Genomic DNA, 25,699 nt, shown 5'->3' with positions numbered 1-25,699 from the left:
CGCCTTCCGACTAGCGGTAGTTTACTGGCAACCACCCCAGAAAGCTCGCTGCGCCGCGATATTCACGACCTGATGTCTCACCCGACACGTATTACCCTATAACGGCCATTCACGAGGCGTGACGGTGCCAAGCGGGTAGGGGATGGCGCTTGACATCGGCGCCAACCGTGGTATTGTATTACCCTATATGGCGTCCCTCATCACGAAGAAGAAAGGCCACAAGCTCTACTACTATGTCGTCGACAGCGCCCGCGTCGACGGCCAGCCGCGCATCGTCCACCAGACCTATCTGGGCAGCGCGGAGAAATTGGCGGCCCTCGTCAAAGATCGCACCGCCCCGGTGCCCGTGGCCGCCACCGTGCGCGACGTCGGCGTGCCCGGCGCGTTGTGGCGCGCGGCGACCGACTCGGGCGTCTTCGACGTCCTGACCGCGCTGTGGCCGACGCCGCGGTCGGGACCGTCGATCGCGCACTACCTGCTCCTCGCGGCGATCCATCGTGTCTGCCAGCCCGGGCCCAAGACCGATATCGCGGCCTGGTACGACCGCACCATCCTGCCGACCCTGTGGCATTTACCCGCGGCGCGATTCACGTCGCAGGCGGTCTGGGATGCCTTCGATCAGATCGCGGTCGCCGAGGCCGACGCCGACACGCCCGACGACCTGCAGGAGGCGCAGCAGCGCCTGCTCACCACGTGGCAGGCGAAGCACCTGGTGAGTCAGCGCGTGCTGGCCTACGACACCACCAATTTCTATACCTACATCGCCAGCACCAACACCCGCACGCGCCTCGCGCAACGGGACCACAATAAACAGGGCCGTCACAATCTGCGTCAAGTCGGGCTGACCTACCTGCTGGATGGCGAGCGAGGCCTGAGTCTCTGCCATCACGTCTATCCGGGCAACGTCGCGGACGCGGCGGAACTCCCGGCGGTTCTCCCCCGCGTGACCCACCTGCTCGACGAGGCGAAGATCCCGCGCGAGAGCGTGACCCTGGTCTTTGATAAGGGCACCGCGGCACTGACCAATACGGTGGCGCTGCGCGAGGCGGGCGTGGGCTGGGTCTCGGCCTTGCCGTGGAACCAGGCGCCGCCGGATCTGCGCACCCGCCCCATCGAGGATCTGCCCGCGTGCTCGGCGGATCACCCCGGTGTGCGCGCGGCCGGGCAGCTCGCGGTCGTGCATGGCGAGGAAGCGTTGTGCGTCTTGCAGTACTCCGCGGCCTTTGCCAGCGAGCAACTGCACAGCCTGACCACCTCGCTCACCACCGTCCTGCAACGCCTCCGCCGGCTCGCCAGCGACCTCCGCAAACCGGGCTGCCGCCTCACGGAGGCCCAGGTCCGCGGGCGCATCGACCGCTGGCTCTCTCCCGCCTTCCTCCCGGAGATCGTCCGTTGGGAGTGGCGGGTCGAGGCGGGCCACGGCCGGCTCCAGTTTGATGTCGATCACCGGGGCCTCCAGCAGATCCTGGCGGAACGGCTCGGGCGCACCGTCTTGATTACCAACCGACGCGACTGGTCGGCCGAGCAGGTGGTCGCGGCCTACGGCGGCCAACAACAACTCGAACAAGTCTTTCGGGGCCTCAAGGACGGCGACTGGCTCGGGTGGGGCCCAATGCATCATTGGACCGACAGCAAGATCCGCGTGCATGCCTTCTACTGCATGCTCGGGATCTCGCTCCTCAAATACCTCCAGCGCGAGGCGCAGGCGGCCTGGCCGGGGCTCTCGGTCGATCAACTCCTCGAGGAACTCCGCGCGATCCAGCAAGTCGTGCTCTTGTATCCGCCGCAAGGCGAGAAGGGACCGCGCCGTACGGCGAGCGTCCTGACCAAGCAGACGCTGCCCCAACAATTGCTGGCCACCACGCTCGGCCTCGACCGGGTGAGTCTTACCCCGCGAGGGTAAGACACCGCCGTCCCGCCAACTGGGCCGCTGAGAAGGAGTTACCGGTCTCGCTGCTTCGCTCGCAGTAAACTCCCGCTAGGGAAGAACTTCGTACTTCACAATCTTCAGCGTTTGGATGACCATCTCCGGCCCCTGTCCCCTGATTATGGTCAGCCATTCAGACGACAGTTCAGAGATTACCAAGGACTCTTTCCCCCGGTCCGGCGCGACAGTTGGCACCAGCATCTCGCCGACGCGCAGGTTGCACGCATCCTGCCCTTCGACGCGTTTCCCGTTTCCCCATTGGTAGTAATTGCAAACTGCTGTGATGCGCTTGACCAGATACTTGCCGTCGAAGGTACCGTTCCGAAGGATGACCCATTCCCCGGTCTTCGTGTCGTGGCTGACCACTCGGTAGCCTTCGACATCCTTGACGACGGCTGTCTGTTCGCAGCCCAGCGTCATCGCGACGAAACCAGCCAGCAGCAGCGATGCGGCCTTTCGGTATGTCGAGTGCTTGATAGGCATGTGGGCCGAATTCTGCAGCCCTCCTTGCGGCACTGTCAAGTCCGATGGGTCAAGTGCTCCCATCCCTCATCATTATGCGAATGTATGAGCTCGTTGGCGTTCTCGCGGCGTTGGTGGGGGGCTGCTAGTGTCTGACCCAAGACGGTGCGGCGGCTCAGGGTCGCCGCTGCGAGCACTTGTTAGCCATCACACCACTCGACCTTAAGAATGTCCTCAGCTGGAACCCGACTCCCGCGTCCATCGAAGCACGTGTTCCAACAACTCGGGTCGTATTCGTCGCGAACTACGTGATGAACGTATGCCAGAGCATACTTCGGGGCGTCCGGCCGTGGATTGCGACTGACAAACCAGACCACACATCGACTTGTGCGACTTCGGTACAATTCAAGAATCTGGGGTGCCCACGCACCGCCGACGGAGTGGGCCAAGTCGTAAACAATCTCAGGGCTATCTAAGAAATCGCGGTGAGCGCCACGACGATCACGCTGCAGCACGCGACCGTGACGCAGCACTGCAAAGCCTTGCACCTCCCGGCCGTCGCCAGCCAATTTGTCCCGCTCGCCGAGCAGGCGGTGCGCGAGCGGCAAAGCCCGATCGGGTACCTCGAGGCTCTCCTCGCCACCGAGGTCGAAGAGCGTGAGCGCCACGCCATTGAACGACGACTGAAGGAGGCACGACTCCCGCGCCTCAAGACGCTCGACGAATTTGACTTCGGGCAGACGCCGCACATTCCTGCCCGCCGCGTGCGGGAGTTGGCGGAGGGTGGGTATCTGGCCCGCGCCGAGCCGATCGTCCTCATTGGCGAGTGCGGCACCGGCAAGACCCATTTGCTGACGGGCCTGTGTGTCGCCGCCTGTCGCCAGCGTCGGCGCGTGCGTTTCACGACGGCCGCCGCGTTGGTCAACGAGTTGGTGGAAGCCAAGCACACGATGCAACTCGGTCGGGTGCAGGCGCGGTGGGCACGCTATGAGCTGATCGCGATTGACGAGGTCGGGTACGTCCCGCTCGCCGAGCTCGGCGCCGAATTGCTATTCCAGATCATCGCCGACCGGAGCGAGCAAGCGGCCGTGATCCTGACGACCAATTTGCCGTGCTCGGAATGGACCCAGGTAATTCCCAACGCCCGCCTCTGCAAGGCGTTGTTGGATCGGATCACCGACCGCGCGCACATCATCGAGACCGGCACCGAGTCGTATCGTTTTCGACGCACCGTGGAGAAACGCAAGAAGAAAACCTGACTACCACCCGCCGCTTCCGCAGGCCCCACCATTGGGTGGGGGGCCTGCTCCGCGGCTCAGCGTGAACCGGCAGCTGTCGTTGAACCGTTATCCGACGGGCGTACCCAAACCCGTCACTGAGGGGGGCCAACATTCGGCATCACTGGGGGGCCAGAATTCGTTGACAAAACCACCATCTGCGACTCCTTGTTGAGACCTTCACACCTAACAACTCTAGACACAGCCCTATGCCCATTCGGTCTCGGCTGGGACTGAAGTCAGGCTACGTCACACGACCAACGCGACTGGCGCCCGCGACATACGGTTCATTCACGGCTCGCGGCCCCAGGTCAACAACCATCGGGGACCAGTCCGCCGGCATCCTGCTCCGCCAGTTCTCGCGTCGGTCGTAGAAACGAGTAAAGGTAGTCGCCGCTCATGTACACGCGCACCTCGGAGCCGCTCGGGTGCGCGTTGATGGTGGCCTCCATCAGATTGCCAGCCTGCCACAGCGACCAGAGCCGTTCTGGTTTGGGTGTCTGCCGCCGTGGGGCCAGCCGGGTTCGCCCACGCGGCTGCGCCATTCCTCGGATGCGGAGCTTGTCATCGCGCCAGATTGTAACCCATGCACCACGCAGATCTCGCGGGCTTGAATGAAGCGCCGAAGCTGGTGCTGTATTTACGCCCGAGTGAAAAGCGCGGAGCCGGTCGGAAGCCCACGGCAACGACTCCCGACGCCAGCCAGCCTTCAACCCCAACCGGTGCCCCGCGCACGCGAATAGCGTGTTTGCCAGCCGACCTGGGGACGGCCCACTCTTCGATCTCCGCGTATACTGCGAGGATGAAGAAAGACCCGCACGCCGAACTCGCGCTCAAGGCGGCACGGGCCGTACGCGATTGGCAACAGCATGTTCAGATGGTTGGGTTCTACCATGCTCGCAAGGAAGAGGCAGTCCGCAAGTTACTGACCGCGATGAACGTGGAATTACCCGAGCACGATCTGTGGGAATTCGAGGAACGGTTTTTCCATCATCTGCGCGTGGCCGGTGGCGCCCACCTATCGCACTATTCCACCTTTAATTCGTTTGTGAACCGCGAGCATGGACAACAGGTCATGGAGGCGGCGACCCACGCCTTGAAGGAGATGGGGCATCCTGTCGCGCTCGCCTTGTAGCTACTCTTCGGGATCCCCACCGATGCCGGGTGCCCAGCAGGAATCTTCCGGCCCAGCCCCGGACCACAAAACCGCCGACCACGTTGCCCCACGAGCGGCGATCGGTGCCCGCGTCGGCCACCGGGCCGTCCCGTAAGGGTCGCCCCACAACGGCGAAAGGCCACCGGTGAAGGTGGCCTCCCTGGGAATCGTTGCAAGTTGGTTGCAAGCTGCCTAGCGAAATATGGTGCCCCTGGCCCGACTCGAACGGGCGGCCTACGGTTTAGGAAGCACCGTTACATGATAGTGGTTTGACGCTCGCCCGCGTTTTTATTGAGTGTTCTGTGTTGCCGCCCACCGGCCGACACGGCCTTTCGATGCTGTTTTTTGACTTCTGTTGCACACTGTTGCACAAACGGTTCTTCCGGCTTCGTCGCGGCCTTGGCTGCCGCGGCTGCCGCTTTGGCTTTGGCTGCCGCCTCCAAGTCCGCCAAGCGTGCCTCGAAGGCGGTCATGGCGCCGTGCTGCGTCTGCTGCGTCCCGCTCAGGTAGGTGGACGTCTGCGCGATGCTGGTATGTCCCAACCAATCACGAACGGTGTGCAGGGGCACGCCACCTTCGAGCCACCGGCTGCCCGCTTCCCGTCGCAAATCGTGGAAGTGCAGATTGATCTCCGCGAATGCCGCCCGGGACTTGGGCGAGAGGTTGGCTTTGTCGTTGTACTCGGCGTCGACGCCGTTCGCCTTGAGGAGGGCCGTCATCCAGGCGCGCTTGATCGATCCGACCTGCTCACCAACGGCGTTGCCAAACACGAACAGGTCGGACGCGAACGGCTGGCCGTTCGGATCGAGTGCGCGCATCTCCACGATCGCTTTGAGGCGCGTGCTGATCGGAATGCGACGATCCCGCTGCGTCTTCGTTTTCGAGGCCAGCATCACGATTTCCGAACGCGGCGCCCAGGTCATGACCGGCGGCGTCTTCGTCACGTCGATCGTCAAGCCAACGACCTGCTGCCATGTGAGCGACAGCAGTTCACCAACGCGACAGCCTGTGGCCAAGGCTGCCTCTACCAGCGCACGCAGGTGCGGCGCGCATGCGGCGAGTAGTCGGGCCTCTTCGTCCCGATCGCCGTCCAGACGTCGGCTGCGGGGCGCTTCACGCTGGAGCCTCACAACCGCCTCCCCCTGCCTCTTGAACGGCGTGTGCTCGACGTACCCCGTGCGGACCGCCCAGTTGTACATCGCTCTGAGGCGCGCCAAGCTGCGGTTGGTGCCCGCAAGGCCGGTCCCGGCGGCGCGGCGGGCCTCACGATGGCGTTCGATCGTGTCGGTCGTGACGTCGACCAGTCGCCAGTCACCGAACGGCGCGGCGCCGCCGGTTGGCCGTGGCAGCACCGTGCCACAGATGACATTCAGGCGCGAGCGGCACTCGGCGACGGACGCTGGATGGTCGACCGCCACGCTGCGATCGAGATAGACGTCGGCCAGTTCACGCAACGTCATTTCCGAGATGGGCGCCACCTGACCATAGGTGCCGGCGTCAATCTCCGTGCGGATGGTGGCGGCGAGACTCTCAGCATCGGCTTTGCGGTCGAGATGCTTGGCCGCGTGCTTGTCGAGCGAGATCCGGAACGACGTTCCGCCTTTCGGCTGGTAGTTGAACCACCACGAATGCGCGCACTTGGGCCACAGGCGGCGCGGGCAGTCACAGCGTTTTCGCAGGTTGTGGTTGCGGTGTCGTCGTGTCATCGGGATTCCCCCTTCACCGCTCCATCCTTCCGTGAAAGTTCCGCCGACGCCTTCGGGGTGAGTTCGCCGCCAGCCTTCCCGCGCATTGTCTTCGTGAGAAATCCGTTCTTCCGGGCGAGGTGGATATGCGACCGCATCTGTTCAAGCGGGACATCGCGCATCACGGCCAGTTCCGCCGTCGGCGCGTGAACGCGCTTCCACAACAGCGCGTAGTCGCGGGCAAGCTCAGCGTAGAAGGCATCCGTCGCCCGATGGTTGCGTGGTCGCTTCCGCCGTCGCCGAGGCGATGGCCTTCCGATGTGTTCGTCCAGGCGCCGTAGCGCGTCCTTGCCGAAGTGTCTTGCGCACCATCGCCGGTAGTCGGCAATCACCGGCTCGGCATACTTACCCACCTTCACGAGACGGAGCAGGCGCGCCGTGATACCGCCGACCGGAACAGGTGCGTCTTTTGGCCGCTCACCGGGGTGTCGTGCCATCTGGACTCCTGCCACCGGCGGGAGTGGCGCGGGATAGATCTTGAGCTCATCGACCACTCGGCGGTCGTCCTGCAGGTCGAAGTGTTCGACCACCATCCAGCCGTTGCCGAGTTCTGTTTCAAGCAGATTCAGGTCGGGGAAGAATTGCTTTCGAGGCTCCCGCGTCTTCTTCATGGGATTATCCTAGCACAATTAAAAACAGTGTGCACGACGATTTCTTTTGATACACGGTGCACGCTATTGACTCTAACAGGTCACAGCCTCAATATCAAGGCATGAGCGATCTTCTAACGCCTCACGACGTCGCCAAACTGGCCGGCGTAACGCCTGGAGCGGTTCGGCTTTGGGCCGACCTTGGGCGGCTCCCGGTCACGCGGACGGTCGGCGGGATGCGACTGTTCCGCCTCGATGAAGTGCTGCGCTGGCTCGTCACGCGGCAGACCGCTAAGCGCGAGGGGGGCCAGTGACCACCGACGCGATCGCCACGCCCCCGCAGTGGCTGACCGTCGCCGAGGTGGCGGCGCTGGTGCGTCTCTCGACACAAATCTTGCGGCGCGAAGCGCGGGCCGGCCGGCTGCCGCATGCGCGCATCGGCGGGGCGCGCGGCCCGATCCGCATTCACGACAGTTGGGTCCGCCAGTGGCTCGAAGCCAGCGCGACGCCTGTCGAGATGACGCGGGTCAGATAAACAAATGGCCCCAAGCGCGGGCAACGCTCAAGGCCAGACCGAGAAACGCACCGAGGTTGATCGATGCACAGCAACAATACCACAACCGGCCTGGCGCTCCGGCCCTACCAGCACGAGGCGGTCAACGCCGTCCTGGCCGCGTTCGATCGCGACGTTCGCCGACAACTAGTTGTGATGCCGACCGGCACGGGGAAAACGATCGTCTTCTCGGAAGTCATCCGGCGCCGTGGTGGCCGTGCCCTCGTGCTCGCGCATCGCGACGAACTGATACAGCAGCCCGTCGACAAGATCCCGATGGTGATGCCGGGCGCGCAAGTCGGCATCGTGAAGGCTGAGCGAGACGAGACCGACGCACAGATCGTCGTCGCCAGCGTCCAGACGCTCAGCCGACCGCGCCGTGGGGATCGCTTAGTGGCGGATTTCTCCACCATCGTCGTCGACGAAGCCCATCACGCCCCAGCCGACAGCTACCAGCGCATCCTCGAACGCGCCGGCGCCTTCGGGGATGACGCCCCGCTCGTGTTAGGTGTGACCGCCACGCCTGAGCGTGCCGACGGTGCTCCGCTCGGCGAGACCTGGCAGGAGATCACGTACCGCGTCGAGATGCTACCGATGATCGGCGCGGGCTACCTCTCCGACATTATCGCCAAGCGCGTGCATCTCGAAGTCGACCTCGATGCCGTGCATACGCGGTGTGGTGATCTCGTGGCCGGCGAACTTGACGAAGCGATGCGCTCCGCCAATGCTCCGGCGCATTGCCGGGATGCCTACCTGGAACACGCCGACGGGCGCAAGGCGCTCGTGTTCACGCCAAGTGTGGCCCTGGCCCATGAGACCGCGACGGCCTTTCAGCAAGCCGGGGTGGCGGCTGAGGCGCTGGACGGCACAACCGATCCCGATCTTCGCCGGGCCATCCTGCGACGCCTGCACGCGGGCGAAACGATGGTGGTCTGCAATTGCGCCGTGCTGACCGAAGGATTCGACGAACCGAGTCTCGACTGCATCATCGTGGCGCGGCCCACGAAATCGAGGGGCCTCTATCAGCAGATGATCGGTCGGGGCACGCGGCCCTATCCCGGCAAGGCGAACCTGCTCGTGCTCGACCTGGTGGGCTCGACTCGCCGGCATGATCTCCAGTCCGTCGCTGAACTCTTCAACCTGCGACCTGAAGAACTTGACGGCGATGCGACGGTGACGGAGGCGATTGGCCGTCGTCAGGCTCTGCAAGCACAACGTGACGCGCATGGGCGCCTCGTGTCGGAGACGGTTGATCTGTTCCACCGGCGAGCGTTGCACTGGGTCGCCAGTGGGGCGACGCGCCATGCCCTCTCGATTGGCGAAGCCGGCATGGTGATCCTGCGGGCTGACGACCTCGTGCACTGGACCGTGCTCCATCTCGACCAAGCACGCCAATCGCACGCGCTCGCAGCGGGGATTGATCTGGGCTACGCACAGGGCATTGCTGAGGACTTCGCGCGCAAGGTGGGCGCTGGCCGCCTCGTGGATCGGGCGGCGCCCTGGCGCACCGCTCCGGCATCCGAGGGGCAACTCGGCATCTTGCGGCGATGCCGGATTCCCTTTGCGCCGGACATCTCGAAGGGCGACGCCTCCGACCTCATCACAACAATGGTGGCGCGGAGGGTGGCATGAGCGGGCGCGGGCGGTCACAGAAGAGCATCGATCTGGTCGCTGCGGCGATCACCATCCTCGAGGAAATCCAGCCGTGCTCCGTGCGGGCCGTCTGCTACAAGCTCTTCGCGCTGGGCCTGATCCCGTCGATGGCGAAGAACGAGACGAACCGCGTCGGGGCTCTCTTGACCCGGGCGCGCGAGGAAGGCGCGATTCCGTGGGCGTGGATCACTGACGAGACGCGGGAGCCCACGCGAGTCTCGGCCTGGGAAGATCCGGCGGCCTACGTCGAAGCCGTGAAGCGTTCCTATCGGCGGGACCGCTGGATCGATCAATCAGCCTGGCTCGAAGTGTGGAGCGAGAAGGCCACCATTGCCGGCACGATCGCGCCGGTGCTTCGAGACTACGGTGTGACGCTCCGCGTGTTTCACGGCTACGGGTCCTCAACGGCCGTGCATCAAGTGGCCGACGAAACCGCCGGCGCTGGCCGCGTGCTGACGGCGTTCTACGTCGGCGATTGGGACCCGAGCGGCCTCCATATGTCGGAGGTGGATCTCCCGGACCGCCTGGCCGAATATGGCGGACGAGTCGACCTCCAGCGTCTCGCGCTGGTCGAAGACGATACGCGTGGCGACCTTCCGTGCTTCTCAGCCGACTCCAAGACACTCGATCCGCGGCATAGCTGGTTCGTCAAGCACTTCGGAGCGCAGTGCTGGGAACTCGACGCACTCAGTCCAGTGGTGTTGCGCGATCGGGTCGAGCACGCCATCGTCTCCTGCCTGGATATGGCCGCCTGGCAGCGGGCCGAAGCGGCGGAGCTCGCCGAACGCGAGTCCCTAGCAACGATCCTGAACGCCTGGCCGGGTATTTCTAGGCAGGCATCGAAATACACCGACGGGGTGACGTCGTGACCGCCTCACCGCGTCCCGTGCCCCTGTCAGTGCAGCCCGACGGCATCCCTCCGGATCTGGTGGCGGCCGACCAGTTCGTCGTGTGGAAGTACGTCGGTGACGACAAGGGCAAGTGGACGAAGCCGCCCTACATCGCCTCTGACCCCGCGCGGCTCGCATCGTCGACGGACCCGGCCACCTGGCGCCCCTACCGCATCGCGATCGACACGTATCTCGATGGCAAGTGCGACGGGATTGGCGTGCCGATGGTGGACGGGCTGGCCGGCGTCGACCTCGATCATTGCATCGACGACCAAGGCGTCATCGCCCCATGGGCCATGGCCATCGTGACGGCCATCAATACCTACGCCGAGCGCAGCCCGAGCGGGCATGGGCTCCGGTTACTCGTGCGTGGGACACTGCCACCTGGACGCCGCAAGGCTGGCCCCGTCGAAATGTATGACTCGGGGCGGTATCTCACCGTGACCGGACAGCACCTCGACGGAACACCCACCACGATCGAAGAACGCACCGCAGCACTGGCCGTCCTGCACGCGCAGACCTTCGCGGCGAAGGCGACCAAGCCGAAGGCGTCGAGCACCATGCCCGTGCTCAGCCTGGGCGACGCTGAGTTACTCGACAAGGCTCGACGCGCCAGCAACGGCTCGAAGTTTTCCGCGCTGTGGGCGGGCGACATCTCCGGGCACGCCTCGCACTCTGAGGCGGACCTGGCGCTGTGCAACCTGCTGGCGTTTTGGACCAACTGGGATGCCGGCCAAATGGATCGCCTCTTCCGGCAGTCCGGATTGATGCGCGACAAGTGGGACACCCGACACGGTGAACAGGCGTATGGCGACGCGACGATCGAGAAGGCCATCAGTGGATGCCGGGAGACGTACTCGGGCGCGAGACCGACCGTGGTGTCTGTGGATGCGCCCATGCCCGAACCAGAACCCGAGGCGGTGCCCGTGATGCCCATGCCCTACACCTTCGCGCCTGCTGTCCCGCACGACCATTTCATCAGCCAATGGATTGACTACGCCAGCCGATGCACCGACGGCGCCCATGAGTATCACGAGGCGGCGGCGCTGGGCATTCTCGCGGACGCGACGCCAACCGTACGGGCTCGGTTGACGCAGTATCCGAACGGCCTCGGGACGAATTTCTACGGGCTCCTCATCGGCGACAGTACGTCCTCGCGGAAGTCGACCTCGAAGGATCTCGCGCGGGATGTGCTGTATCGGGTGCTGCCCAGTAGCTTGTGCTCGGATGCGTTCTCGCCCGAGGGGTTCGTCGAGCAGTTGGCCGCACGGCCACGGCAGAGCACCTGTCTCTTCGTGGATGAATTCTCCGAATTGCTCAGTAAGCTCCACCATGCGCCGCATATGGCGGGGATGAAGGGCCTGTTCCTCACCGTGTACGGTGGCGGGAATTACTCGTATCACAAGCACAGTAAGCGGGCGAAAGACGGAACCAAGATCCTCGACGAGGACCACATCGTCGATCCTCACCTGTCCGTGCTCGGCTGCACCACGCCGGCAATCTTCGAGTCGCTGACCGAACCCGATGTGCTCTCTGGGTTACTGCCTCGATTCGCAGTCATCATGCCGACCTCGAAGCCGGCGCGGCGGCCGTTCTTCGAGTCCGACGATGACCTGGACGGAGCCCGTGACCATCTGGCTCGACATGTCGGCCGCCTCCATGCGTGGGCAACCTCGCTGGCGACATCCCGCGCGGTGCGCTTCGAGCCCGGCGTGCTCTCCCGGCTCGATGCCCTGTTCTTCGAGCCACTCGAACAGGCCGGCGCCGCGCAGACGGAAACCGGACGCGCCATGCTGTCACGCTTGTCTGCGACCGCGCTCAAGCTCTGCTTGCTGGTGGCCGCCGGCCGTCCCGATACCGCCGACCATGCCGCGCTCGTGGTGACGACAGACGATGCCGAGTCCGCCATGATCATTGCGAGGCGGTGGCAAAGCTACGCCTTGGCCTTCGCGGCGCGGATTGGCGAGTCCGACTTCGAGCGGAAGCTGCAGCGGGTGCTCGTGGTGGTTCGCCAGCGCCGGTCAGTCCCGCGGCACGTCCTCGCCCGGCTCGCTCATTGCGACAAGAAGACGCTCGACTCCATCCGGGACACCCTGGTCGACCGGGGTCAGATCGTGGCGGTGCAAATCAAGGCCGACATGGGCCGACCCGGTGAACTGTGGCAGGTCGATAGCGGGAAAGGCGGGCAGGCATGAAGAAACCGCACTTCCTATACATACATAACAAATCACACTTCTCACACATATCACTTAGAGCGTGTTCTCCCTCCCCGGACAGCTATGAGGGATGTGAAAGAAGTGCGAGAAGTGCGGTTGGTGCCATTTGTGGGGAAAGGCCGGCCTCGGGTATGGAGGTTTTCTGCCTCTCCACTTGCGGCAATCGGCCTGGCCTGTTCCGCCCGGCCCAGTGTCTTGTAGACACGTGCGCTCTGCCTGAATCATTAGGGAATTGACGACTATGAATAGCGACGTGCAACCAGACGTGCAACCGAATGCCGAAAACGCGCCGAATCCGCCAAACGGAGGCATCGACGGCGCCGCGGCTGGCGAGTCGGTGACGTGCCCCCGCTGTGGGCTCGAACAGCCGTCGGGACGGGGCCAGTGTTCCCGGTGCAACGTGTTCTTGCCGGCGAATCAGTCCGCGCGCCAGTCGGGGATCTATGCGGTCCAGCACCCGCGTGAACTGCGGCAGTCCGTCGACGACTTCGTAGCGGGCATCCTGGCCGACCAGGGCGGCGAGTCCGAACTGACGACGCTGGGCCTCGCCTATGTGAGCCGGCTGAAGGAAGTCGAGATTGTCCTGCGGTTGATTGCGAATGACATCGTGAAACGCGGCCTGCTCACGCCGAGCGGCGGGGTCCGCAACATCCACGGCGCCTTCCTGACCACGGTGGATCGATGGGACCGGCTGGCGCAACGGATCGGCGTGGCGCGCAAGGCGAAACACGCGAACCCATTGGATGCTGTGCGGGAAGCCGTGCAGGAGGCGAACCGATGACCAGCCTACTCGATTTCATGAACCTGTTTCCCGGCTTCCGTGGGTCATCGTGGGACGGCTGGCGCGCCGTCCTGGCTCGTATCACGCCGATCGTCCGCGAGTTCTACGGGGCCATTGGTCGAGGCGCTGGCAAGAGTCGCATAGCGGCGCTGATAGCCGTCTGGAAGGCCGTGCAGACGTACGATCGCGTGCCCGGCGAGTACATCTACGTCGGCATTTTCGCGCCCGACCGGAAGCAAGCGGGCATCACGTTCCGCTATGTCGTCGGCCTGCTCAAGAGCGTGCCGGCGCTGTCCCGGCTGATTGTGAGCGAGACGCGCGACTCGATCGAGTTGTCGACCGGCGTCATTATCGAAGTGCTCACGGCCAGCACGGCGGCGCCGCGCGGACGGGCGTATGTGCTGGTCATCCTTGAGGAGGCGAGCTTTTTTCCGAAGGACACCGACGCCAACCCGGACGTAGAGCTCTACCGCGCTGTGGTGCCCGGGCTGGCCCGCGTGCCGGGGTCGCTGCTGGTGGTGGCGAGCTCACCCTACAGCCGCTCTGGCATCTTGTATGACGCCTGGAAGAAATACCACGACCAGCCTGACGGCGAAGTGGTGTTCGTGCAAGCGGACACGGCCAGCTTGAATCCCACGTTTGACGCGCGAGCCATCGCCAAAGCGTACGAGGACGATCCGACGTCTGCCTCGGCTGAGTATGGCGGCCTGTTTCGCAGCGACGTGGAGTCCTTTGTCAGTCGAGAGGCGATTGACGCGGTGACAGTCGAGGGCCGGATCGAACTGCCGCGCGTGCCCGGGATTATCTACAAGGCGTTCCTGGACTTCGCGGGCGGCTCGGCTGGTGGGGATAGCGCCACGTTGGGGATCGCGCATGCGGAGCGGCGTGAGGGCCGGAGTGTGGCGGTCCTGGATGCCCTTATGGAACGGCGGCCACCGTTTGCGCCGTCGGTGGTGTGCGAGGACTTCGCGCTGGTCCTGCGGTCGTATGGCGTGGGTACCGCGACGGCGGATCGGTGGGCGGGAAACTTCCCAACCGAAGCTATGGCCAAGCTGGGAGTGCGGCTGGTCCCGAGCGATGCGCCGAAGTCGGACATCTACCGGGACGTGCTGAGCATCATCAACAGCCGCTCCTGTGAACTGCCGGACTCCCTCCGGTTGCAGACACAGCTACTCGGCTTGGAACGTCGGACGGGGCGTAGCGGGAAGGACTCGATTGATCACGGTCCGGGCGGTCACGACGACGTATGCAACGCGGCGCTGGGCGCGATTTCGCTGGTGAGCCTGGTGGCGAATTGCGGGCTGCAACGCATCAACCAGTGGACCGGCCAGCCGATCTCGGGCCTGTTTGGCAACGTCGAGTACCGCGACGGCCGGCCCATCCCGCCAGCGGGCTCGCAGCCGCTCGACTGGTACCCAAGCGCGCCCACTCGCCCAGTCCCGACCGTTCGTATCGTCAACCCGAACGACCGTTCGACGTGGGTTTCGATCAACCGCGACACGTTCGACGAATCCCGGCATCAACTCTGGACTGGTGACGACGCCAGTCAACCACCGGCCGCACGCGCGACCACCGTTCCACTCGTACGAGGATGAAATCAGGAGCACGGCAGATGAACATCAAGTATTTCCCGAATCCCCTTTCCGTCGGCGCATTCAGTGCCAATCAGTCACGCCCCACGCCCGATCCGGCCGCCGTGATCGCGTTGACGACGGCGCGCAAGGCCACGGTCGACGCCCGGATCGTCTCGCTCACGGCGGAACTGGAGGCGGCCTGTGCGGCCGCGATGGCCGACGAACTGCGTATCGGGTCCGGCGCATCGGCCGGCGCGGACATTGGCCGGTTGACGAACGAGTTGACCGAGGCGGAGGGGCAATCGGCGTTCTACACAATGGCCCTCACGGGTTTGGGCGAGTAACCACGGCAACGGACACACGGACACAGGAGACACGAACATGGTTCTAGATTTCGGCACGGCTATCAACGCTCGCATCCCGGGCCTGAAGCCGGAGCACAAAGACGGGTTCATAGCGAAGGCGAAGGACATCGGGCTCGTGCTTGAGAATTTCCAGATGCGACGCACGCGCGTCAAAGCCGCGTATGTGCCCGCAGAACAGGCGGGCAAGATCAGAGAGGCAGCCCTGGCCGCGCGGACCGCATTGGCTGAACGCCAATCGAAGTACGTGCAGCCGCTCCAAGACAAGGTGGCGTCGGAGCGGGCGCGGTTGCGGGCCTTGTCGGCGTACGACGCGCCGAAGGTCGATCCGGTATTGCAGTATCTCAAGGGCCAAGAGATCCGTTCAAGACTGGCCGGGAAGAAAGATTTCGAGCTCACGGCCATGCTCGCGCAAGCGGTCAAGAACGGCGACAAGGATTTCGTACAGGCGCTGAAGGATGCCCCGCGGGCGTTCCCGACGGTGCCCTTCGAGGATCTCCAGAAGCTCGACGACGAGCGGATCGCCACGATGCAGCCCGAGCTGGCCGAGATGGAGCACTTAGCCGAAGGGCTCCGCGTCGCGTTGAACGTCGCGGAGTCGCACGTCGCCGAGGCGCTGCGGGAAGAGGGCATCGAGCCCCAGGGCACCGAAGGGATCACGATTCTGTAATCGCTCGCCTGGGGCGGGCGTGGGCGCTCGCTGAGTGGGCGCCTGGCCTGGCTCGACATTCCCTATCGGGCCGGGCCTCTGTTCAACCTGTAGGCGCGCGGCGGTATCGGCCGGCGCCCACGGTGGCGGAAGGAACTTCGAGACAAGTGAGGATGACGATGGACACGACAGGACAGCGAGAGACGGGCGTATTGACGACGTGGCGGGACGAAAAGGGGTACGGGTTCATCAAGGCGGACACGGGCGGCCCGGACGTGTTCGTCCATGTGAACGCCTGGACCGTGGGCGAGCCCAGCATCGGCGGCCGGGTGACGTTCACGCGGACGGATGCGCCGAAGGGACCACGGGCGGCGGATGTGGAATCGGTGTAGGACGTGAACACGATGGGCACACCTGACGCCAGATAGGCCCGGGAAGGTGCCAGCCGTGCGCTATGACGGCCCAGATGGGACATGAAATGCCGAAGACGTGGAAATACACAGTGACCTTCGAGAGCCCTGAGACAGCCCCTCCCGAGACGGTCCGGCTGGACGTGGCGGCGGGGTCCGTCTCGACGGCGGCGGCCCGGGCCATCCGGGAAGCCCGGCGGTCGGTCCCGAAGCGGGTCTTCGAGAGCGTCCAGGTGCTGATTGAACGGCCCACGCACGAGGCGGTGACAGGCGGGGTCACGGCATGAACACGACCATCATCGGGCTCGACCCGGGCACGGTGCGAAGCGCGCTGGTCACGCTGTCCGCTGATGGCACGGTGACGGCGACGCTGGACAGCAACGCCACGATCCTCGCAGCGGTGTGGGCACTAGCCGATCAAGCAGACGCGGGCGAGCTGGTCATCGAGCAGATTGCCAGCTACGGCATGGCCGTCGGCGCGGAGATCTTCGAGACGTGCTACTGGAGCGGACGCTTTGCCGAAGCGTGGGCACGACGCCGGGGCACGGACGCGCATCGGTTGCCCCGTCTCGCTGTGAAGGTGGCGCTCTGTCATGACAGCCGCGCGAAGGACGCCAATATCCGACAGGCCCTCATCGATCGCTTCGGTGGCCCGTCGTGCATCCGCAAGGGCGGGCCGCTCTACAAGCTGCATGGTGACGAATGGGCGGCGCTGGCCGTGGCGGTCACGTTCCACACCCAGCAGGACGCGGAGCGGTTGTGAAGGCTCTGCAGCGTGCGCTCCACGGCCTCCACCGCAGCAACGCTGACAAACGGCGGTGTGTCGAGATCGCGCTGAGAGAGTTTCCGAAGCTCAGCAGCCGGGCGATCGCAGACCTCTGCGGCGTGTCGCATACGCTCGTTGATTCAGTACGACCATTGGCAAAGTCTGCCAATGCTACCCGCACCACGTCTGACGGCCGTCAGTATCCCGCCCGGCGGGAACCGGCACAACCGGCGGAAGTCACACCATGAACCACACCGACGTGCGCTGCCCGCGTTGTGGCGAGCATCGTTTGATCGAATACGACCGGGCGCTACACCGCTGGTTCTGCGCGGTGTGTGCCCATGCCTGGCAGCCGGAGGCGTCAAGGCTCTGTCCTGGCTGTGGGCAGCCGTTCGTGCCCGTGCGTGCCGGCCGTCCTGCGGGCTCCGGAAGACACCGGCCGATGTGGCGCGCGAGCGACTCGACGATCTGTTCGGGGCCTGACACATGGGCGACTTCGAGGGCGGCGTAGGACGACGAACGGGCTGTAGGGACGTGCCCCGCGGAGTAGGAACCGGGGAACGCTGGGAGGCTGTCTCTGGGCGGCTTCGCGGGGCACGCATCCACACCGAGACGTCACGGCCGGCATCTAGCCTGGCGTCACATCTTGTGCAACGGTGTGCAACCACCGACGACCAATTCACCATCCTGCGTCCGCTGATGCGACCAGCAGAGCCCTGATCGGCCACCCGGCAGAGGGCGCTCGAATGGCTGGGCCTTCGGATTGGTTGCACAACTGTTGCACAAAACGCAGAAACGGCCCGGCGGTGTTTTGCCGGGCCGTGCTGTAAGTGCCTGCATCTATTGGCGTTAGTTGGTGCCCCTGGCCCGACTCGAACGGGCGGCCTACGGTTTAGGAAACCGTTGCTCTATCCTGCTGAGCTACAGGGGCAGCAGGACCAAATCGTAACACGGTCCGGCAGTTAGCGCGCACCCGACGGCGCTCGGTGCGATCGTGAAGCGCCGCGGGTGAAGCCGAGCGTTCGCCAGACTTGAACATGGAAGGAGCGCGAAATCGGAAGGGTCGAATCGGCGCCCTGCCACCGCGATACGCATTCTCCGTGAATCCACACGCCGGCACCACGTTCACCAGGTGCCCACGCCGCGAGACAATGAGGTCGCGGCCGCGGGCAAGTAAGCGGGCCGATCACTTGAAATGCAGACCCAGTCTCACGCCAAACTCGTTGGTGGTGTTGAAAGGCTCATAGTAGCCGAGTTGCTCGTGGGCGGTGACGCTGTTGACCGTGAACGCCGCGGTGGCATAATTCACCGGCGAGTCGCTGACGCTCCAGTGGATGTAATACGGCTCCACCGACCAGTGCGCGGTCACCTCATATTTCGCGCCTGCGCGCAGTGCCCATCCTCCATGCTGGGCGAACGAGATGTCGGTAAAGCCATCGATGGTGAAGCCGGGCGCCGTCGCCGTCGCTGGTACAAAGCCGCCGCCCAATTCCGAGTTGCGGGTCTTCTGCCAGCCCCGGATCAGGCGATCGTATTCCACGTTGAAGCTCAGCACGCGATGCGAACCAGCGTCGGTGCGTGCCGTGGCGCCGAAAGGCAGATAGAGATACTCGTCCGTGCGGAAGCCGGCGGTGCCGGTCGTGCCATTCGACAAATGACGGACACCCAGGCCGGTATAGGGCGACAACGCCCATGCGCGACCGACGAAATCCTTGCCGACCAGGGCGCGGCCTTCCAGATACCAGTCCTGGTCGCCGTTCTCGCTGCACGCTGACGCATCGCCCACATCCAGCTCATAGCCATTTGGTGAGGCGCTGTTGGGCTTGATCAGCCACGGGGAACACCAGCCAGTGTAGGTGACGTTCCCAAAGGTGCCCCGCACATTGGCTTGGGCAAACCAGCGCCGGCGCTGGTTGAGCGACACGGTGCCGGTGTACTCGCCCCCGAGCTTGGGGCCGTGGATCGAGATGCGCAGCCGGTCGGGCTCGACGTAGGTGTAGCCGCCCACGCTGACGTTCACGTCATGCCCCGTCGGCGTAGCCAGGCGGTCATCAACCGGAGCAGGACCATCGGTGGCCTGCCCCTGCCGAGTCTGCCGAGTTGGTTGGTTCTGCGACGAGGCGGATGCCGGCGCCGTCGGGGCCTGCGCCAACAGCGTCGCCGAACACCACCACAAGGCGGCCGCAATAGCCCCGGCCGCGGGCAGACGAATCGTGCGAATCATGGCTCCCTCACCTGCAATTACGACCGGCGCCCAGGGTTTGATTACAGGGCCATCGATCTCCCAACCCCCGCCGCGTCGGTTTGTGTCGCGGTGGTACGGCCGAGCGGCATGTCTAAGATGCCCAGGGATTGACCGTCGTCGCCCTAGTTGCGCCGATTCCCGCGTCGTCCCGCGTGACGATCGTGGCATCGATGGCGATCCCCGTGGCCGCAATCAGCGCGTCGATCACCGATAGCGGCCTGCCCCGTCGCAGTGCTTCGCCGGACACCCGTCCCCACGTCAGCGCCACCTCTTCTGTGACCGGCGCGATCCGTCCTTGAAACCGGCCGCGCAAATCGCGATCCAGCCACGACTGGAGCCGCGTCTTCTTCTTGCCGTCCGCGAGTTGGGAGATGCCTTTCTGAATCTCGCCGAGCGTGAGGACGCTCAGATACAGGTCTTCCTCGTTCTGCGCCGCCAGCCAGGCGCACACGGCCTTCGATGGCCGCGACTTCTGGAGTTCGGAGATGAGACAGGTGTCGAGAACGTATCTCACAGACGGACCCTCCGTCCGGTGTCCTCGTCACGGACGAGGTCGAGTCGCGCGCCTCTCAGGGGAGAGTTGGCGAAGAACTCCAGGAGGCTGCCGCTGGGTCGCGTCAGCTGCCGATAGACCTTGGCCGGTATCACGACCACGGCGTCCTTGCCCCGGCGGGTCACCATCTGCGGCCCGGTCGTCAGTACCGTGTCGACCAGCTCGCTGAAGCGGTTCTTTGCATCCTGCAGCTGCCATCGGTCCAGCACGCCACACCCCCTTGGCTAGCCTGTCTAGCCAGATTATATCCCGTCACCCATCCCCCGTCACAATGGCGCCAAGCGAATCGGGCGTCACCCTGCCTGTTTGTCTGGAAATCAACAGCCGACCCGTCACGCCTCGCTCTCCGGGCCAGTCGTCAGGCGTCCGGGAGCTTCCCTTGAGTCCGGTCGACCTCAGAACCGGAGGGCCCCGCAGGTCCTGGGGCCTCTATCTTGGTGGCAACATCGTGGGACTCAAGGAGATGGTCGTGACTGAGCCTGAGCCGGCCCTGCTCGACCTGATCGACACCCATGGCGCTGATCGCCAGTTGTCCCGTGTCGAGACGCTCCACCCAGCCCTTGGCCTTCAGGTACCACACGTGGAATTCCACCAGCTCGACCGGCGTACGAAGCAGACGGGCCATTTCGTACTCACCAAGGCCCGGGTTGTTCATATTGCGTCGCCGCTGGACGTACAGGAGTGACAGCAGGTGCTCGCGGGTTTCGCGGTCGTCCCCGAAGGCGGTGCCGTCACTCGCCTCCGACGCCAGCCTCCACTTGCTGTTCCAGTACTCCTGATACTTCACGTCGTACGCGACACGGGCCTCCGGATCGGCCAGCGTCTTGTGGGCGTCGACAATCTGGCGGAACTGGTCAGGGTCCGCGGACACTTCGTTGTCGGGGTGGAACCTCTTGGCGAGATGCCTGAAGACGCGTTCGATCGTGTCGAAGTCGGCATTCGAACTCAGTTGCAGCAACTCGTAGTAATCGACAAAACCTGTGCCATTCACCAGAATCCCCCCTCCACGATCACCAGCACGGATTCAACCCCACGGCGCAGGAGCACAGCTTACCCCACGGAGCCGTGAGATCCGAACGCCGAAATCGTCGCTGCCGGCTACCTGACCGCCTCGACGTGCCATTCGGCAAGATGACGTTCCAGAAGATGATGAGTGCTGGTATTCTGCACTGAGCGTATTGCCGGGCCGTTGGCCGGAGGTGTGCGGCCGCTTCGCACGCGGAACGCGGTCGAGCGGACGTCATCGGTCAGGGCGGCCGGTTTCTGAAAGAGTCACGTGGCTATGGCGACCGATGCCAGCACGACGAAGCCGTTCGACGAGACGCCTGTTCTGGAATTCGCGCGGGCGTTTCGCGCCGCCGTGCGCGCGGTCGGGTTCTATCCCGCCACGCATCAGTCGGTGGTCGCCGCGCTTGACAAGGTTGTCGCTGCCGCTAACATCGCTTCCGCAAAAGGGTCGCTCTCTCTCTCCATCCTCCCGGGGGCTTTCCTGGCCGGGGGTGTCCTGATTGACAGCACCCAGACGGTGGTCGGCGAACTGGCCGCGATTCTGCACCGCCATGGCGTCGGCGCCATGAGTGTCGACGGCAAGGCTAGCGTTGAGGCGTGGCGGGCGTTGTTTGTGCTGCTCGGCCGCACCCCGGAAGAGATGCGGGCCGCAGGAGGGATCCAGCGACAGTGGAAGACACTGCGTCATCGGAGCCCGGCCATCCTGGAGATCGATTTCGGCGCCCTGCTGCGCGGACAGGTCGGCGGCGACTTCAACGAACTGGCAGGCATCATCAGTCATTACCTCGAGACAGCGGGTGTCGGCGCGTCGCTGCTGGACGACCCCTGCGGTGCGCTGAAGCGCGCGGTGGACAACGCCGCCGACGAACCTCAGGCAGTCGCGGCTATCCTGCGCGAATTGCGGGCGGCGGCGCAACTCACGTGGGCAGCCGCACCGGCCCAGTTCGATGACGTGTTCCGTCGGGCCGCGGCGATAGGGGAACACCTCAGTGCGGGCACGATGGCCGGGCTGCTCGATCAACGCGGTTCGGCCGAAGCGACGGTCGGTACGCTGGATATCGTGACGGCTCTTGTGGAACGGATGTCCGACACGACGGTGTCGCAGTTTGTGGCAAAGGCCATCGAACCGTCAGCGGCGGCATCTCCACGGTTGAGCGAGGTCATTACGACGCTGCTGCCTGATGCCGTCCGACGTCGCCGCGTCCTGGTGGCGGCGCAAGGCGTCGGGTTCGAAGCAGGAGTCCTGGAGAAGTGGGCGGAACTCGAGCGCGATTTGAACGCCTATTCCGACAGCAAGTTCGTGCCCGAACAGTACGCGCGCAAACTCCAGTCCGTCAACACGAGGGCTGACTCGGTGGTGCAGCGCACGCCAGACCCGCCCGCGCGGATCGCCGCGTGGCTGAACTCGATCGAGGACGACACGGTCAACCAGCTCGATGTTCAGTTTCTACTCGATCTCGCGCGCGTGGAGACTCAACCGGTTCGGACCGGCGCGGTGCTGGAGATCCTGCGCGACCACGTAGTCGAGGCTGCAGACGCCGGCAATTGGACGGACGCGGCACGTGTCGCTGAGGCGATCAAGCAGGTGGCGTCGGAATCGGATGACGGCCTCCGGCGGACGTCAGCTGCGGAGATCCTCCAGAAACTGGCGGCCTCTACGGCCACGCGGGAGGCGCTGGCGGAGCTTTCCCATGCAGATCCGCCGGAGTCGTCCGATGCCATCATCCGACTGCTGACCGCCATCGGACCAGGAATCGTGCCGGTGGTCGTTCGTCAGTGGGCGGTCGAGAGTGACGTGTCGGCCCGCGCGCGCGCCGAACGCCTCGTCACCGCCCTGGGAGAACCAGGACGCCGGGCCCTTCGCCGGGTGCTTGGTGTGGAGAAGGACTCGCCACCGGTACGGGTCGCCGCGATCCGGCTGCTGCGGCTCACTGGGGATTCGGACGACGCATCGGCGCTCGGGACGTGCCTCGCGGATTCTCACCCCGACGTTCGGCGCGAAGCCTTCCAGGCGCTGGCCACCTCGTCAACGGACCGGGCACGCGACATCCTGGCGAGCGGGATCGCCGGGGCAGATGCGGCCAGCCAGATGGTCTTCGTGGAACAGGTGGCCGGGCTGGGGCGGCAGCACGCCGTTCCCATTCTCGCGCGCTTCGTACTGCGAGTGGATCAGACTGCGATCGCGCCGCGCGTCTATCGGCTGGTCATCTCGGCCTTGCGACAGGCCGGCACTGACGAAGCAGCCAGGGCACTGATGCTGGTGTTCGGCCGGACGCGGTGGCGTGCCCCCTATCGAGCGCTGCGATTCAGAATCGCGGCCGCCTCGGCGTTGCGGGCGATTGGCGGGCCTTGGACTGGCGCCGCGCTCCGGGCTTTGGCCGGATTTGGTCAGCCGAGCCCAGTTTCGCGGACGCAAGCCCAGACGTCGAAGACAGCCGTGTCGGACCGGACGCGTACGCCATGACCACTCCAGCCGAAGGCCGCTTGCAGCAGTACGCAGAGGTCGTCCAACGCCTGAGCGGAGCCCTGCGCTCGGCGGTTCTCTATTCGATCTCGCATCCGAGCGTTGGCGAACATATCAGCGGCCTGCTGGCCGCCGTCCACGCGTTGCACCAGGTCGAACCGGTCGTGCTGATCGGGTTCATCGGCGGCGAAGTGATTGCCGACAACACGCCGCTGCTTGACGTCACCACCCATCGCGCCGAGCTCATTCAGTACATGCAGGCTCTCGGCATCAACCGTTTGGTGTTGGACCGGGGCGTCACGCTCGATGAGATCACGACGTTCGTCCAGGCGGTGGTGAAGCCGGTTCAGCCCGGTCTCCCCGGCCAGGAAGCGGACCGGTCCGGCACCGTCGATCTCGACTTTGTCAAACTCCCGCATCTGCGAGCGGGCCGCATCCCGGTGGATGTGACGTCCGGACAGTGGGGATCACGCGCGATCACGATACGGCAGGTCTACAGCGGATCGGTCGAATCGGCCCGCATGATATGGGAGAGCACGCGGCTCGAGGGAACGCCGGACGCCCCGGTCGCTCACGAAACGGTTGAGCACCTGGCGGAGGCGGTCGACAGCTCGTCGGGGATGATGATCGGTCTCACGGGCATGAAGCAGCATGACGAATACACGTTCACCCACATGGTGAACGTGTCGATCCTGACGATGGCCCAGGCGCGCACGCTGGGGGTCGGGGGGCACCAGCTGCGGGTCCTCGGTCTGGCGGCGATGCTGCACGACATCGGCAAGGTCCGAGCGCCGCTCGAGATCCTCAACAAACCCTCGGCGCTGACGCCTGCCGAATTCACGATCATGAAACGCCACACAACCGATGGGGCCGCCATTCTCCGTGCCGCCCACGAGATGCCTCGCCTCGCCGCGATCGTCGCGTTCGAACACCATCTCCGTCAGGACGGGACCGGCTATCCCGCGGGTCTCACGCGCGAGAGCCTGAACCTGGGTTCGGTGCTGTGCGCCATCTCCGACACCTACGACGCCATGCGGTCGCAGCGGAGCTACAACTCACCGTCTCCGGCCCATCGGATCGCCAGCTTCATGATGAGCAACGACGGAAGTGCGTTCGACAAACATCTCGTTCGCCGGTTCATCGACCTGATGGGGATTTTCCCGCCCGGCACGCTCGTCCGTCTCACCAGCGGAGAGATCGCGGTCGTGGTCGCCAATGACGGCCCCGACCCCTCGCTGCCCACCGTCAATGTGCTGTTCGATGTCTCGGGCGCGCGATTGCCAACTGTCGAGACTCGGAGCCTGTGGGGCGACGCGAGCGGCGCGCACGAGCCCGACGGCGGGGGGATCGAATCCGTGGTGGACGCGGCGGCGTACGATCTCGACCCGATCGGTTGCCTGCAGACGCCGTAATCAGGCGCCGGCTCCAGCCCCTCTTCTGCAGACCTCGTCAGTAGTGGAGGAGGCTGTCGACCCTCTGCCCCGCCAGCTTGTCGCGCCCCTTGAGAAAGTCCAGCTCTATCAGGAACGCCAGCGCCCGCAGATCGCCGCCAAGCTGTTGAACAAGTGAAGCCGCCGCGCGCGCCGTGCCGCCGGTAGCCAGCACGTCGTCGACCAGCAGCACACGCTGGCCCGGAGCAACGGCGTCATGGTGCAGTTCGAGCGCGTCCGATCCGTACTCCAGCTGGAAGGACTCGCGGATGGTCCTGGCCGGCAGTTTGCCTGGCTTCCGGATCGGACAGAATCCCGCACCGAGTCGATCCGCCACCGCCCCACCCAGGATGAAGCCCCGGCTCTCGATTCCGAGCACCAGGTCAATGCCGCTCCCGGCATACGGAGCGGCCAGGTGGTCGATGACCGCCTTGAATCCATCGGGCTCCCGAAGCAATGTGGTGATGTCGTAGAACAGGATGCCCGGCTTGGGAAAATCCGGCACGTGACGGATTCTCGATTTCAGGAACTCCGCGTCGAACGCGATGCTGCCAGCCATGATCGTCTCATCCCCTGATTGAAAAGTCCGCGTAGTACCCGGAGGCCGGGCCAATCTCCCGCTCAACCGCATCAACCCGCGCACCAGTCGGGCCGCGCCGAATGGCGCCCTCGAACCGGTCAAGCGCCAGCCTGTCTCCTTCGACGATCACCTCGACGCCGCCGTCGGGCTCATTCCTGACGACGCCGACCAGTCCCTCCCGGCTCGCCGCGTCATGCGTGAACCAGCGAAAGCCCACGCCCTGGACCCGACCGGCGATGTGATACGTGCGTGATTCGAGCATGACGCTGTGACCCGGGAACGACAGACTGGCGATTATAGCCGGATTGCGCGTCTCACCGGTTCTCGCAACCAAATCACTCCCGGAGTGATTACATGGAAGCGCTACCCTGCCTGCGCCAGAGATAATCACTCCGGGAGTGATCGGGC

27 protein-coding genes and 1 tRNA gene are annotated in these 25,699 nt (G+C 64.8%); 17 read left to right on the top strand and 11 right to left on the bottom strand.

Going from position 1 to position 25,699, the window contains the following annotated elements; genetic code table 11:
- Nucleotides 1-142 precede the first annotated feature (142 nt).
- Nucleotides 143-1,903 (top strand): IS1634 family transposase, encoded by a 1,761-nt coding sequence (locus NTV05_08440; GenBank protein MCX6544429.1) that lies wholly within the window; start codon nucleotides 143-145, stop codon nucleotides 1,901-1,903.
- A gap of 75 nt (nucleotides 1,904-1,978) precedes the next feature.
- Here NTV05_08440 and NTV05_08435 read toward each other — a convergent pair whose 3' ends face one another.
- The gene (locus tag NTV05_08435; protein ID MCX6544428.1) at nucleotides 1,979-2,473 is read right to left on the bottom strand and encodes a hypothetical protein; all 495 of its coding nucleotides are present in this window, start codon (nucleotides 2,471-2,473) and stop codon (nucleotides 1,979-1,981) included.
- Between the two features lie 401 nt (nucleotides 2,474-2,874).
- Here NTV05_08435 and istB point away from each other — a divergent pair, with 401 nt between their 5' ends.
- The gene (gene istB, locus NTV05_08430) at nucleotides 2,875-3,648 is read left to right on the top strand and encodes an IS21-like element helper ATPase IstB (GenBank protein ID MCX6544427.1); all 774 of its coding nucleotides are present in this window, start codon (nucleotides 2,875-2,877) and stop codon (nucleotides 3,646-3,648) included.
- A gap of 329 nt (nucleotides 3,649-3,977) precedes the next feature.
- Here the strand turns inward: istB and NTV05_08425 are convergent, their stop codons facing one another.
- Nucleotides 3,978-4,211 carry a hypothetical protein gene (locus NTV05_08425; protein ID MCX6544426.1) on the bottom strand — a complete coding sequence of 78 codons (234 nt, stop codon included), beginning with the start codon at nucleotides 4,209-4,211 and terminating at the stop codon, nucleotides 3,978-3,980.
- Nucleotides 4,212-4,468: 257 nt separating this feature from the next.
- Between NTV05_08425 and NTV05_08420 the strand changes: the two genes are divergently transcribed.
- A complete protein-coding gene (locus NTV05_08420; protein ID MCX6544425.1) occupies nucleotides 4,469-4,801 on the top strand; it encodes a hypothetical protein in 333 nt (110 codons plus the stop codon).
- A gap of 275 nt (nucleotides 4,802-5,076) precedes the next feature.
- Here the strand turns inward: NTV05_08420 and NTV05_08415 are convergent, their stop codons facing one another.
- Both NTV05_08415 and NTV05_08410 read right to left on the bottom strand, forming a co-directional pair.
- Nucleotides 5,077-6,528, bottom strand: coding sequence for a tyrosine-type recombinase/integrase (locus NTV05_08415; protein ID MCX6544424.1), 1,452 nt, complete (start codon nucleotides 6,526-6,528; stop codon nucleotides 5,077-5,079).
- On the bottom strand, nucleotides 6,525-7,178 hold the full coding sequence (locus NTV05_08410; protein MCX6544423.1) for a hypothetical protein: 654 nt from the start codon (nucleotides 7,176-7,178) through the stop codon (nucleotides 6,525-6,527). The genes NTV05_08415 and NTV05_08410 overlap by 4 nt, the downstream gene beginning before the upstream one ends.
- Nucleotides 7,179-7,279: 101 nt before the next feature.
- Here NTV05_08410 and NTV05_08405 point away from each other — a divergent pair, with 101 nt between their 5' ends.
- The 12 genes from NTV05_08405 to NTV05_08350 all read left to right on the top strand — a co-directional run bounded on the left by NTV05_08405 (nucleotide 7,280) and on the right by NTV05_08350 (nucleotide 17,008).
- The gene (locus tag NTV05_08405) at nucleotides 7,280-7,471 is read left to right on the top strand and encodes a MerR family DNA-binding transcriptional regulator (GenBank protein MCX6544422.1); all 192 of its coding nucleotides are present in this window, start codon (nucleotides 7,280-7,282) and stop codon (nucleotides 7,469-7,471) included.
- Entirely contained in the window at nucleotides 7,468-7,692 is a 225-nt protein-coding gene (locus tag NTV05_08400; protein ID MCX6544421.1) for a helix-turn-helix domain-containing protein, read from the top strand. Before NTV05_08405 ends, NTV05_08400 begins: the two co-directional genes overlap by 4 nt.
- A 63-nt stretch (nucleotides 7,693-7,755) precedes the next feature.
- Nucleotides 7,756-9,342 (top strand): DEAD/DEAH box helicase, encoded by a 1,587-nt coding sequence (locus NTV05_08395; protein ID MCX6544420.1) that lies wholly within the window; start codon nucleotides 7,756-7,758, stop codon nucleotides 9,340-9,342.
- Nucleotides 9,339-10,232, top strand: coding sequence for a hypothetical protein (locus NTV05_08390; protein MCX6544419.1), 894 nt, complete (start codon nucleotides 9,339-9,341; stop codon nucleotides 10,230-10,232). The genes NTV05_08395 and NTV05_08390 overlap by 4 nt, the downstream gene beginning before the upstream one ends.
- Nucleotides 10,229-12,448, top strand: coding sequence for a DUF3987 domain-containing protein (locus NTV05_08385; protein MCX6544418.1), 2,220 nt, complete (start codon nucleotides 10,229-10,231; stop codon nucleotides 12,446-12,448). The genes NTV05_08390 and NTV05_08385 overlap by 4 nt, the downstream gene beginning before the upstream one ends.
- A 262-nt stretch (nucleotides 12,449-12,710) precedes the next feature.
- Complete coding sequence (locus tag NTV05_08380; GenBank protein MCX6544417.1) at nucleotides 12,711-13,250, top strand: hypothetical protein; 540 nt, start codon at nucleotides 12,711-12,713, stop codon at nucleotides 13,248-13,250.
- Complete coding sequence (locus NTV05_08375) at nucleotides 13,247-14,845, top strand: hypothetical protein (protein MCX6544416.1); 1,599 nt, start codon at nucleotides 13,247-13,249, stop codon at nucleotides 14,843-14,845. Before NTV05_08380 ends, NTV05_08375 begins: the two co-directional genes overlap by 4 nt.
- Nucleotides 14,846-14,862: 17 nt before the next feature.
- Nucleotides 14,863-15,168: a hypothetical protein gene (locus tag NTV05_08370; GenBank protein MCX6544415.1), complete on the top strand. Its 306-nt coding sequence runs from the start codon at nucleotides 14,863-14,865 to the stop codon at nucleotides 15,166-15,168.
- 37 nt (nucleotides 15,169-15,205) lie between these two features.
- Nucleotides 15,206-15,856, top strand: coding sequence for a hypothetical protein (locus NTV05_08365; protein ID MCX6544414.1), 651 nt, complete (start codon nucleotides 15,206-15,208; stop codon nucleotides 15,854-15,856).
- Nucleotides 15,857-16,014: 158 nt separating this feature from the next.
- Nucleotides 16,015-16,227: a cold shock domain-containing protein gene (locus NTV05_08360; protein MCX6544413.1), complete on the top strand. Its 213-nt coding sequence runs from the start codon at nucleotides 16,015-16,017 to the stop codon at nucleotides 16,225-16,227.
- 86 nt (nucleotides 16,228-16,313) lie between these two features.
- Nucleotides 16,314-16,532: a hypothetical protein gene (locus tag NTV05_08355; protein MCX6544412.1), complete on the top strand. Its 219-nt coding sequence runs from the start codon at nucleotides 16,314-16,316 to the stop codon at nucleotides 16,530-16,532.
- The gene (locus tag NTV05_08350; GenBank protein ID MCX6544411.1) at nucleotides 16,529-17,008 is read left to right on the top strand and encodes a hypothetical protein; all 480 of its coding nucleotides are present in this window, start codon (nucleotides 16,529-16,531) and stop codon (nucleotides 17,006-17,008) included. The genes NTV05_08355 and NTV05_08350 overlap by 4 nt, the downstream gene beginning before the upstream one ends.
- An 857-nt stretch (nucleotides 17,009-17,865) precedes the next feature.
- Here NTV05_08350 and NTV05_08345 read toward each other — a convergent pair.
- The 5 genes from NTV05_08345 to NTV05_08325 form a co-directional block, all read right to left on the bottom strand.
- Nucleotides 17,866-17,942 (bottom strand) — tRNA-Arg (locus NTV05_08345).
- A 255-nt stretch (nucleotides 17,943-18,197) separates the two neighbouring features.
- Nucleotides 18,198-19,235 carry a hypothetical protein gene (locus NTV05_08340; protein ID MCX6544410.1) on the bottom strand — a complete coding sequence of 346 codons (1,038 nt, stop codon included), beginning with the start codon at nucleotides 19,233-19,235 and terminating at the stop codon, nucleotides 18,198-18,200.
- Between the two features lie 112 nt (nucleotides 19,236-19,347).
- Entirely contained in the window at nucleotides 19,348-19,770 is a 423-nt protein-coding gene (locus tag NTV05_08335) for a type II toxin-antitoxin system VapC family toxin (protein ID MCX6544409.1), read from the bottom strand.
- Nucleotides 19,767-20,015: a type II toxin-antitoxin system Phd/YefM family antitoxin gene (locus tag NTV05_08330; GenBank protein ID MCX6544408.1), complete on the bottom strand. Its 249-nt coding sequence runs from the start codon at nucleotides 20,013-20,015 to the stop codon at nucleotides 19,767-19,769. The genes NTV05_08335 and NTV05_08330 overlap by 4 nt, the downstream gene beginning before the upstream one ends.
- 152 nt (nucleotides 20,016-20,167) lie before the next feature.
- Complete coding sequence (locus tag NTV05_08325; protein MCX6544407.1) at nucleotides 20,168-20,800, bottom strand: J domain-containing protein; 633 nt, start codon at nucleotides 20,798-20,800, stop codon at nucleotides 20,168-20,170.
- Nucleotides 20,801-21,091: 291 nt separating this feature from the next.
- Between NTV05_08325 and NTV05_08320 the strand changes: the two genes are divergently transcribed.
- Complete coding sequence (locus NTV05_08320; protein ID MCX6544406.1) at nucleotides 21,092-23,281, top strand: HEAT repeat domain-containing protein; 2,190 nt, start codon at nucleotides 21,092-21,094, stop codon at nucleotides 23,279-23,281.
- The gene (locus NTV05_08315) at nucleotides 23,278-24,693 is read left to right on the top strand and encodes an HD-GYP domain-containing protein (GenBank protein MCX6544405.1); all 1,416 of its coding nucleotides are present in this window, start codon (nucleotides 23,278-23,280) and stop codon (nucleotides 24,691-24,693) included. The genes NTV05_08320 and NTV05_08315 overlap by 4 nt, the downstream gene beginning before the upstream one ends.
- A gap of 37 nt (nucleotides 24,694-24,730) precedes the next feature.
- Here NTV05_08315 and NTV05_08310 read toward each other — a convergent pair whose 3' ends face one another.
- Nucleotides 24,731-25,270, bottom strand: a complete 540-nt coding sequence (locus tag NTV05_08310; GenBank protein ID MCX6544404.1) for an adenine phosphoribosyltransferase — start codon at nucleotides 25,268-25,270, stop codon at nucleotides 24,731-24,733.
- A 7-nt stretch (nucleotides 25,271-25,277) separates the two neighbouring features.
- Nucleotides 25,278-25,553, bottom strand: a complete 276-nt coding sequence (locus tag NTV05_08305) for an acylphosphatase (protein ID MCX6544403.1) — start codon at nucleotides 25,551-25,553, stop codon at nucleotides 25,278-25,280.
- Nucleotides 25,554-25,699 lie beyond the last annotated feature (146 nt).

This window comes from Acidobacteriota bacterium, from assembly GCA_026393755.1.
Classification (GTDB): Bacteria; Acidobacteriota; Vicinamibacteria; order Vicinamibacterales; family JAKQTR01; genus JBAXOX01.
Note: the sequence above shows the minus strand (reverse complement) of the source record. Positions and strands in the feature narration are given on the sequence as shown.

What these genes read in the sequence shown, in the direction of transcription:
- NTV05_08440 (MCX6544429.1), top strand. Translation starts at nt 143, where the DNA reads ATGGCGCTTGACATCGGCGCCAACCGTGGTATTGTATTACCCTATATG.
- NTV05_08435 (MCX6544428.1), bottom strand. Translation starts at nt 2,473, where the DNA reads ATGGGAGCACTTGACCCATCGGACTTGACAGTGCCGCAAGGAGGGCTG.
- NTV05_08425 (MCX6544426.1), bottom strand. Translation starts at nt 4,211, where the DNA reads ATGGCGCAGCCGCGTGGGCGAACCCGGCTGGCCCCACGGCGGCAGACA.
- NTV05_08420 (MCX6544425.1), top strand. Translation starts at nt 4,469, where the DNA reads ATGAAGAAAGACCCGCACGCCGAACTCGCGCTCAAGGCGGCACGGGCC.
- NTV05_08415 (MCX6544424.1), bottom strand. Translation starts at nt 6,528, where the DNA reads ATGACACGACGACACCGCAACCACAACCTGCGAAAACGCTGTGACTGC.
- NTV05_08410 (MCX6544423.1), bottom strand. Translation starts at nt 7,178, where the DNA reads ATGAAGAAGACGCGGGAGCCTCGAAAGCAATTCTTCCCCGACCTGAAT.
- NTV05_08405 (MCX6544422.1), top strand. Translation starts at nt 7,280, where the DNA reads ATGAGCGATCTTCTAACGCCTCACGACGTCGCCAAACTGGCCGGCGTA.
- NTV05_08395 (MCX6544420.1), top strand. Translation starts at nt 7,756, where the DNA reads ATGCACAGCAACAATACCACAACCGGCCTGGCGCTCCGGCCCTACCAG.
- NTV05_08390 (MCX6544419.1), top strand. Translation starts at nt 9,339, where the DNA reads ATGAGCGGGCGCGGGCGGTCACAGAAGAGCATCGATCTGGTCGCTGCG.
- NTV05_08380 (MCX6544417.1), top strand. Translation starts at nt 12,711, where the DNA reads ATGAATAGCGACGTGCAACCAGACGTGCAACCGAATGCCGAAAACGCG.
- NTV05_08375 (MCX6544416.1), top strand. Translation starts at nt 13,247, where the DNA reads ATGACCAGCCTACTCGATTTCATGAACCTGTTTCCCGGCTTCCGTGGG.
- NTV05_08370 (MCX6544415.1), top strand. Translation starts at nt 14,863, where the DNA reads ATGAACATCAAGTATTTCCCGAATCCCCTTTCCGTCGGCGCATTCAGT.
- NTV05_08365 (MCX6544414.1), top strand. Translation starts at nt 15,206, where the DNA reads ATGGTTCTAGATTTCGGCACGGCTATCAACGCTCGCATCCCGGGCCTG.
- NTV05_08360 (MCX6544413.1), top strand. Translation starts at nt 16,015, where the DNA reads ATGGACACGACAGGACAGCGAGAGACGGGCGTATTGACGACGTGGCGG.
- NTV05_08355 (MCX6544412.1), top strand. Translation starts at nt 16,314, where the DNA reads ATGCCGAAGACGTGGAAATACACAGTGACCTTCGAGAGCCCTGAGACA.
- NTV05_08350 (MCX6544411.1), top strand. Translation starts at nt 16,529, where the DNA reads ATGAACACGACCATCATCGGGCTCGACCCGGGCACGGTGCGAAGCGCG.
- NTV05_08340 (MCX6544410.1), bottom strand. Translation starts at nt 19,235, where the DNA reads ATGATTCGCACGATTCGTCTGCCCGCGGCCGGGGCTATTGCGGCCGCC.
- NTV05_08320 (MCX6544406.1), top strand. Translation starts at nt 21,092, where the DNA reads ATGGCGACCGATGCCAGCACGACGAAGCCGTTCGACGAGACGCCTGTT.
- NTV05_08315 (MCX6544405.1), top strand. Translation starts at nt 23,278, where the DNA reads ATGACCACTCCAGCCGAAGGCCGCTTGCAGCAGTACGCAGAGGTCGTC.
- NTV05_08310 (MCX6544404.1), bottom strand. Translation starts at nt 25,270, where the DNA reads ATGGCTGGCAGCATCGCGTTCGACGCGGAGTTCCTGAAATCGAGAATC.
- NTV05_08305 (MCX6544403.1), bottom strand. Translation starts at nt 25,553, where the DNA reads ATGCTCGAATCACGCACGTATCACATCGCCGGTCGGGTCCAGGGCGTG.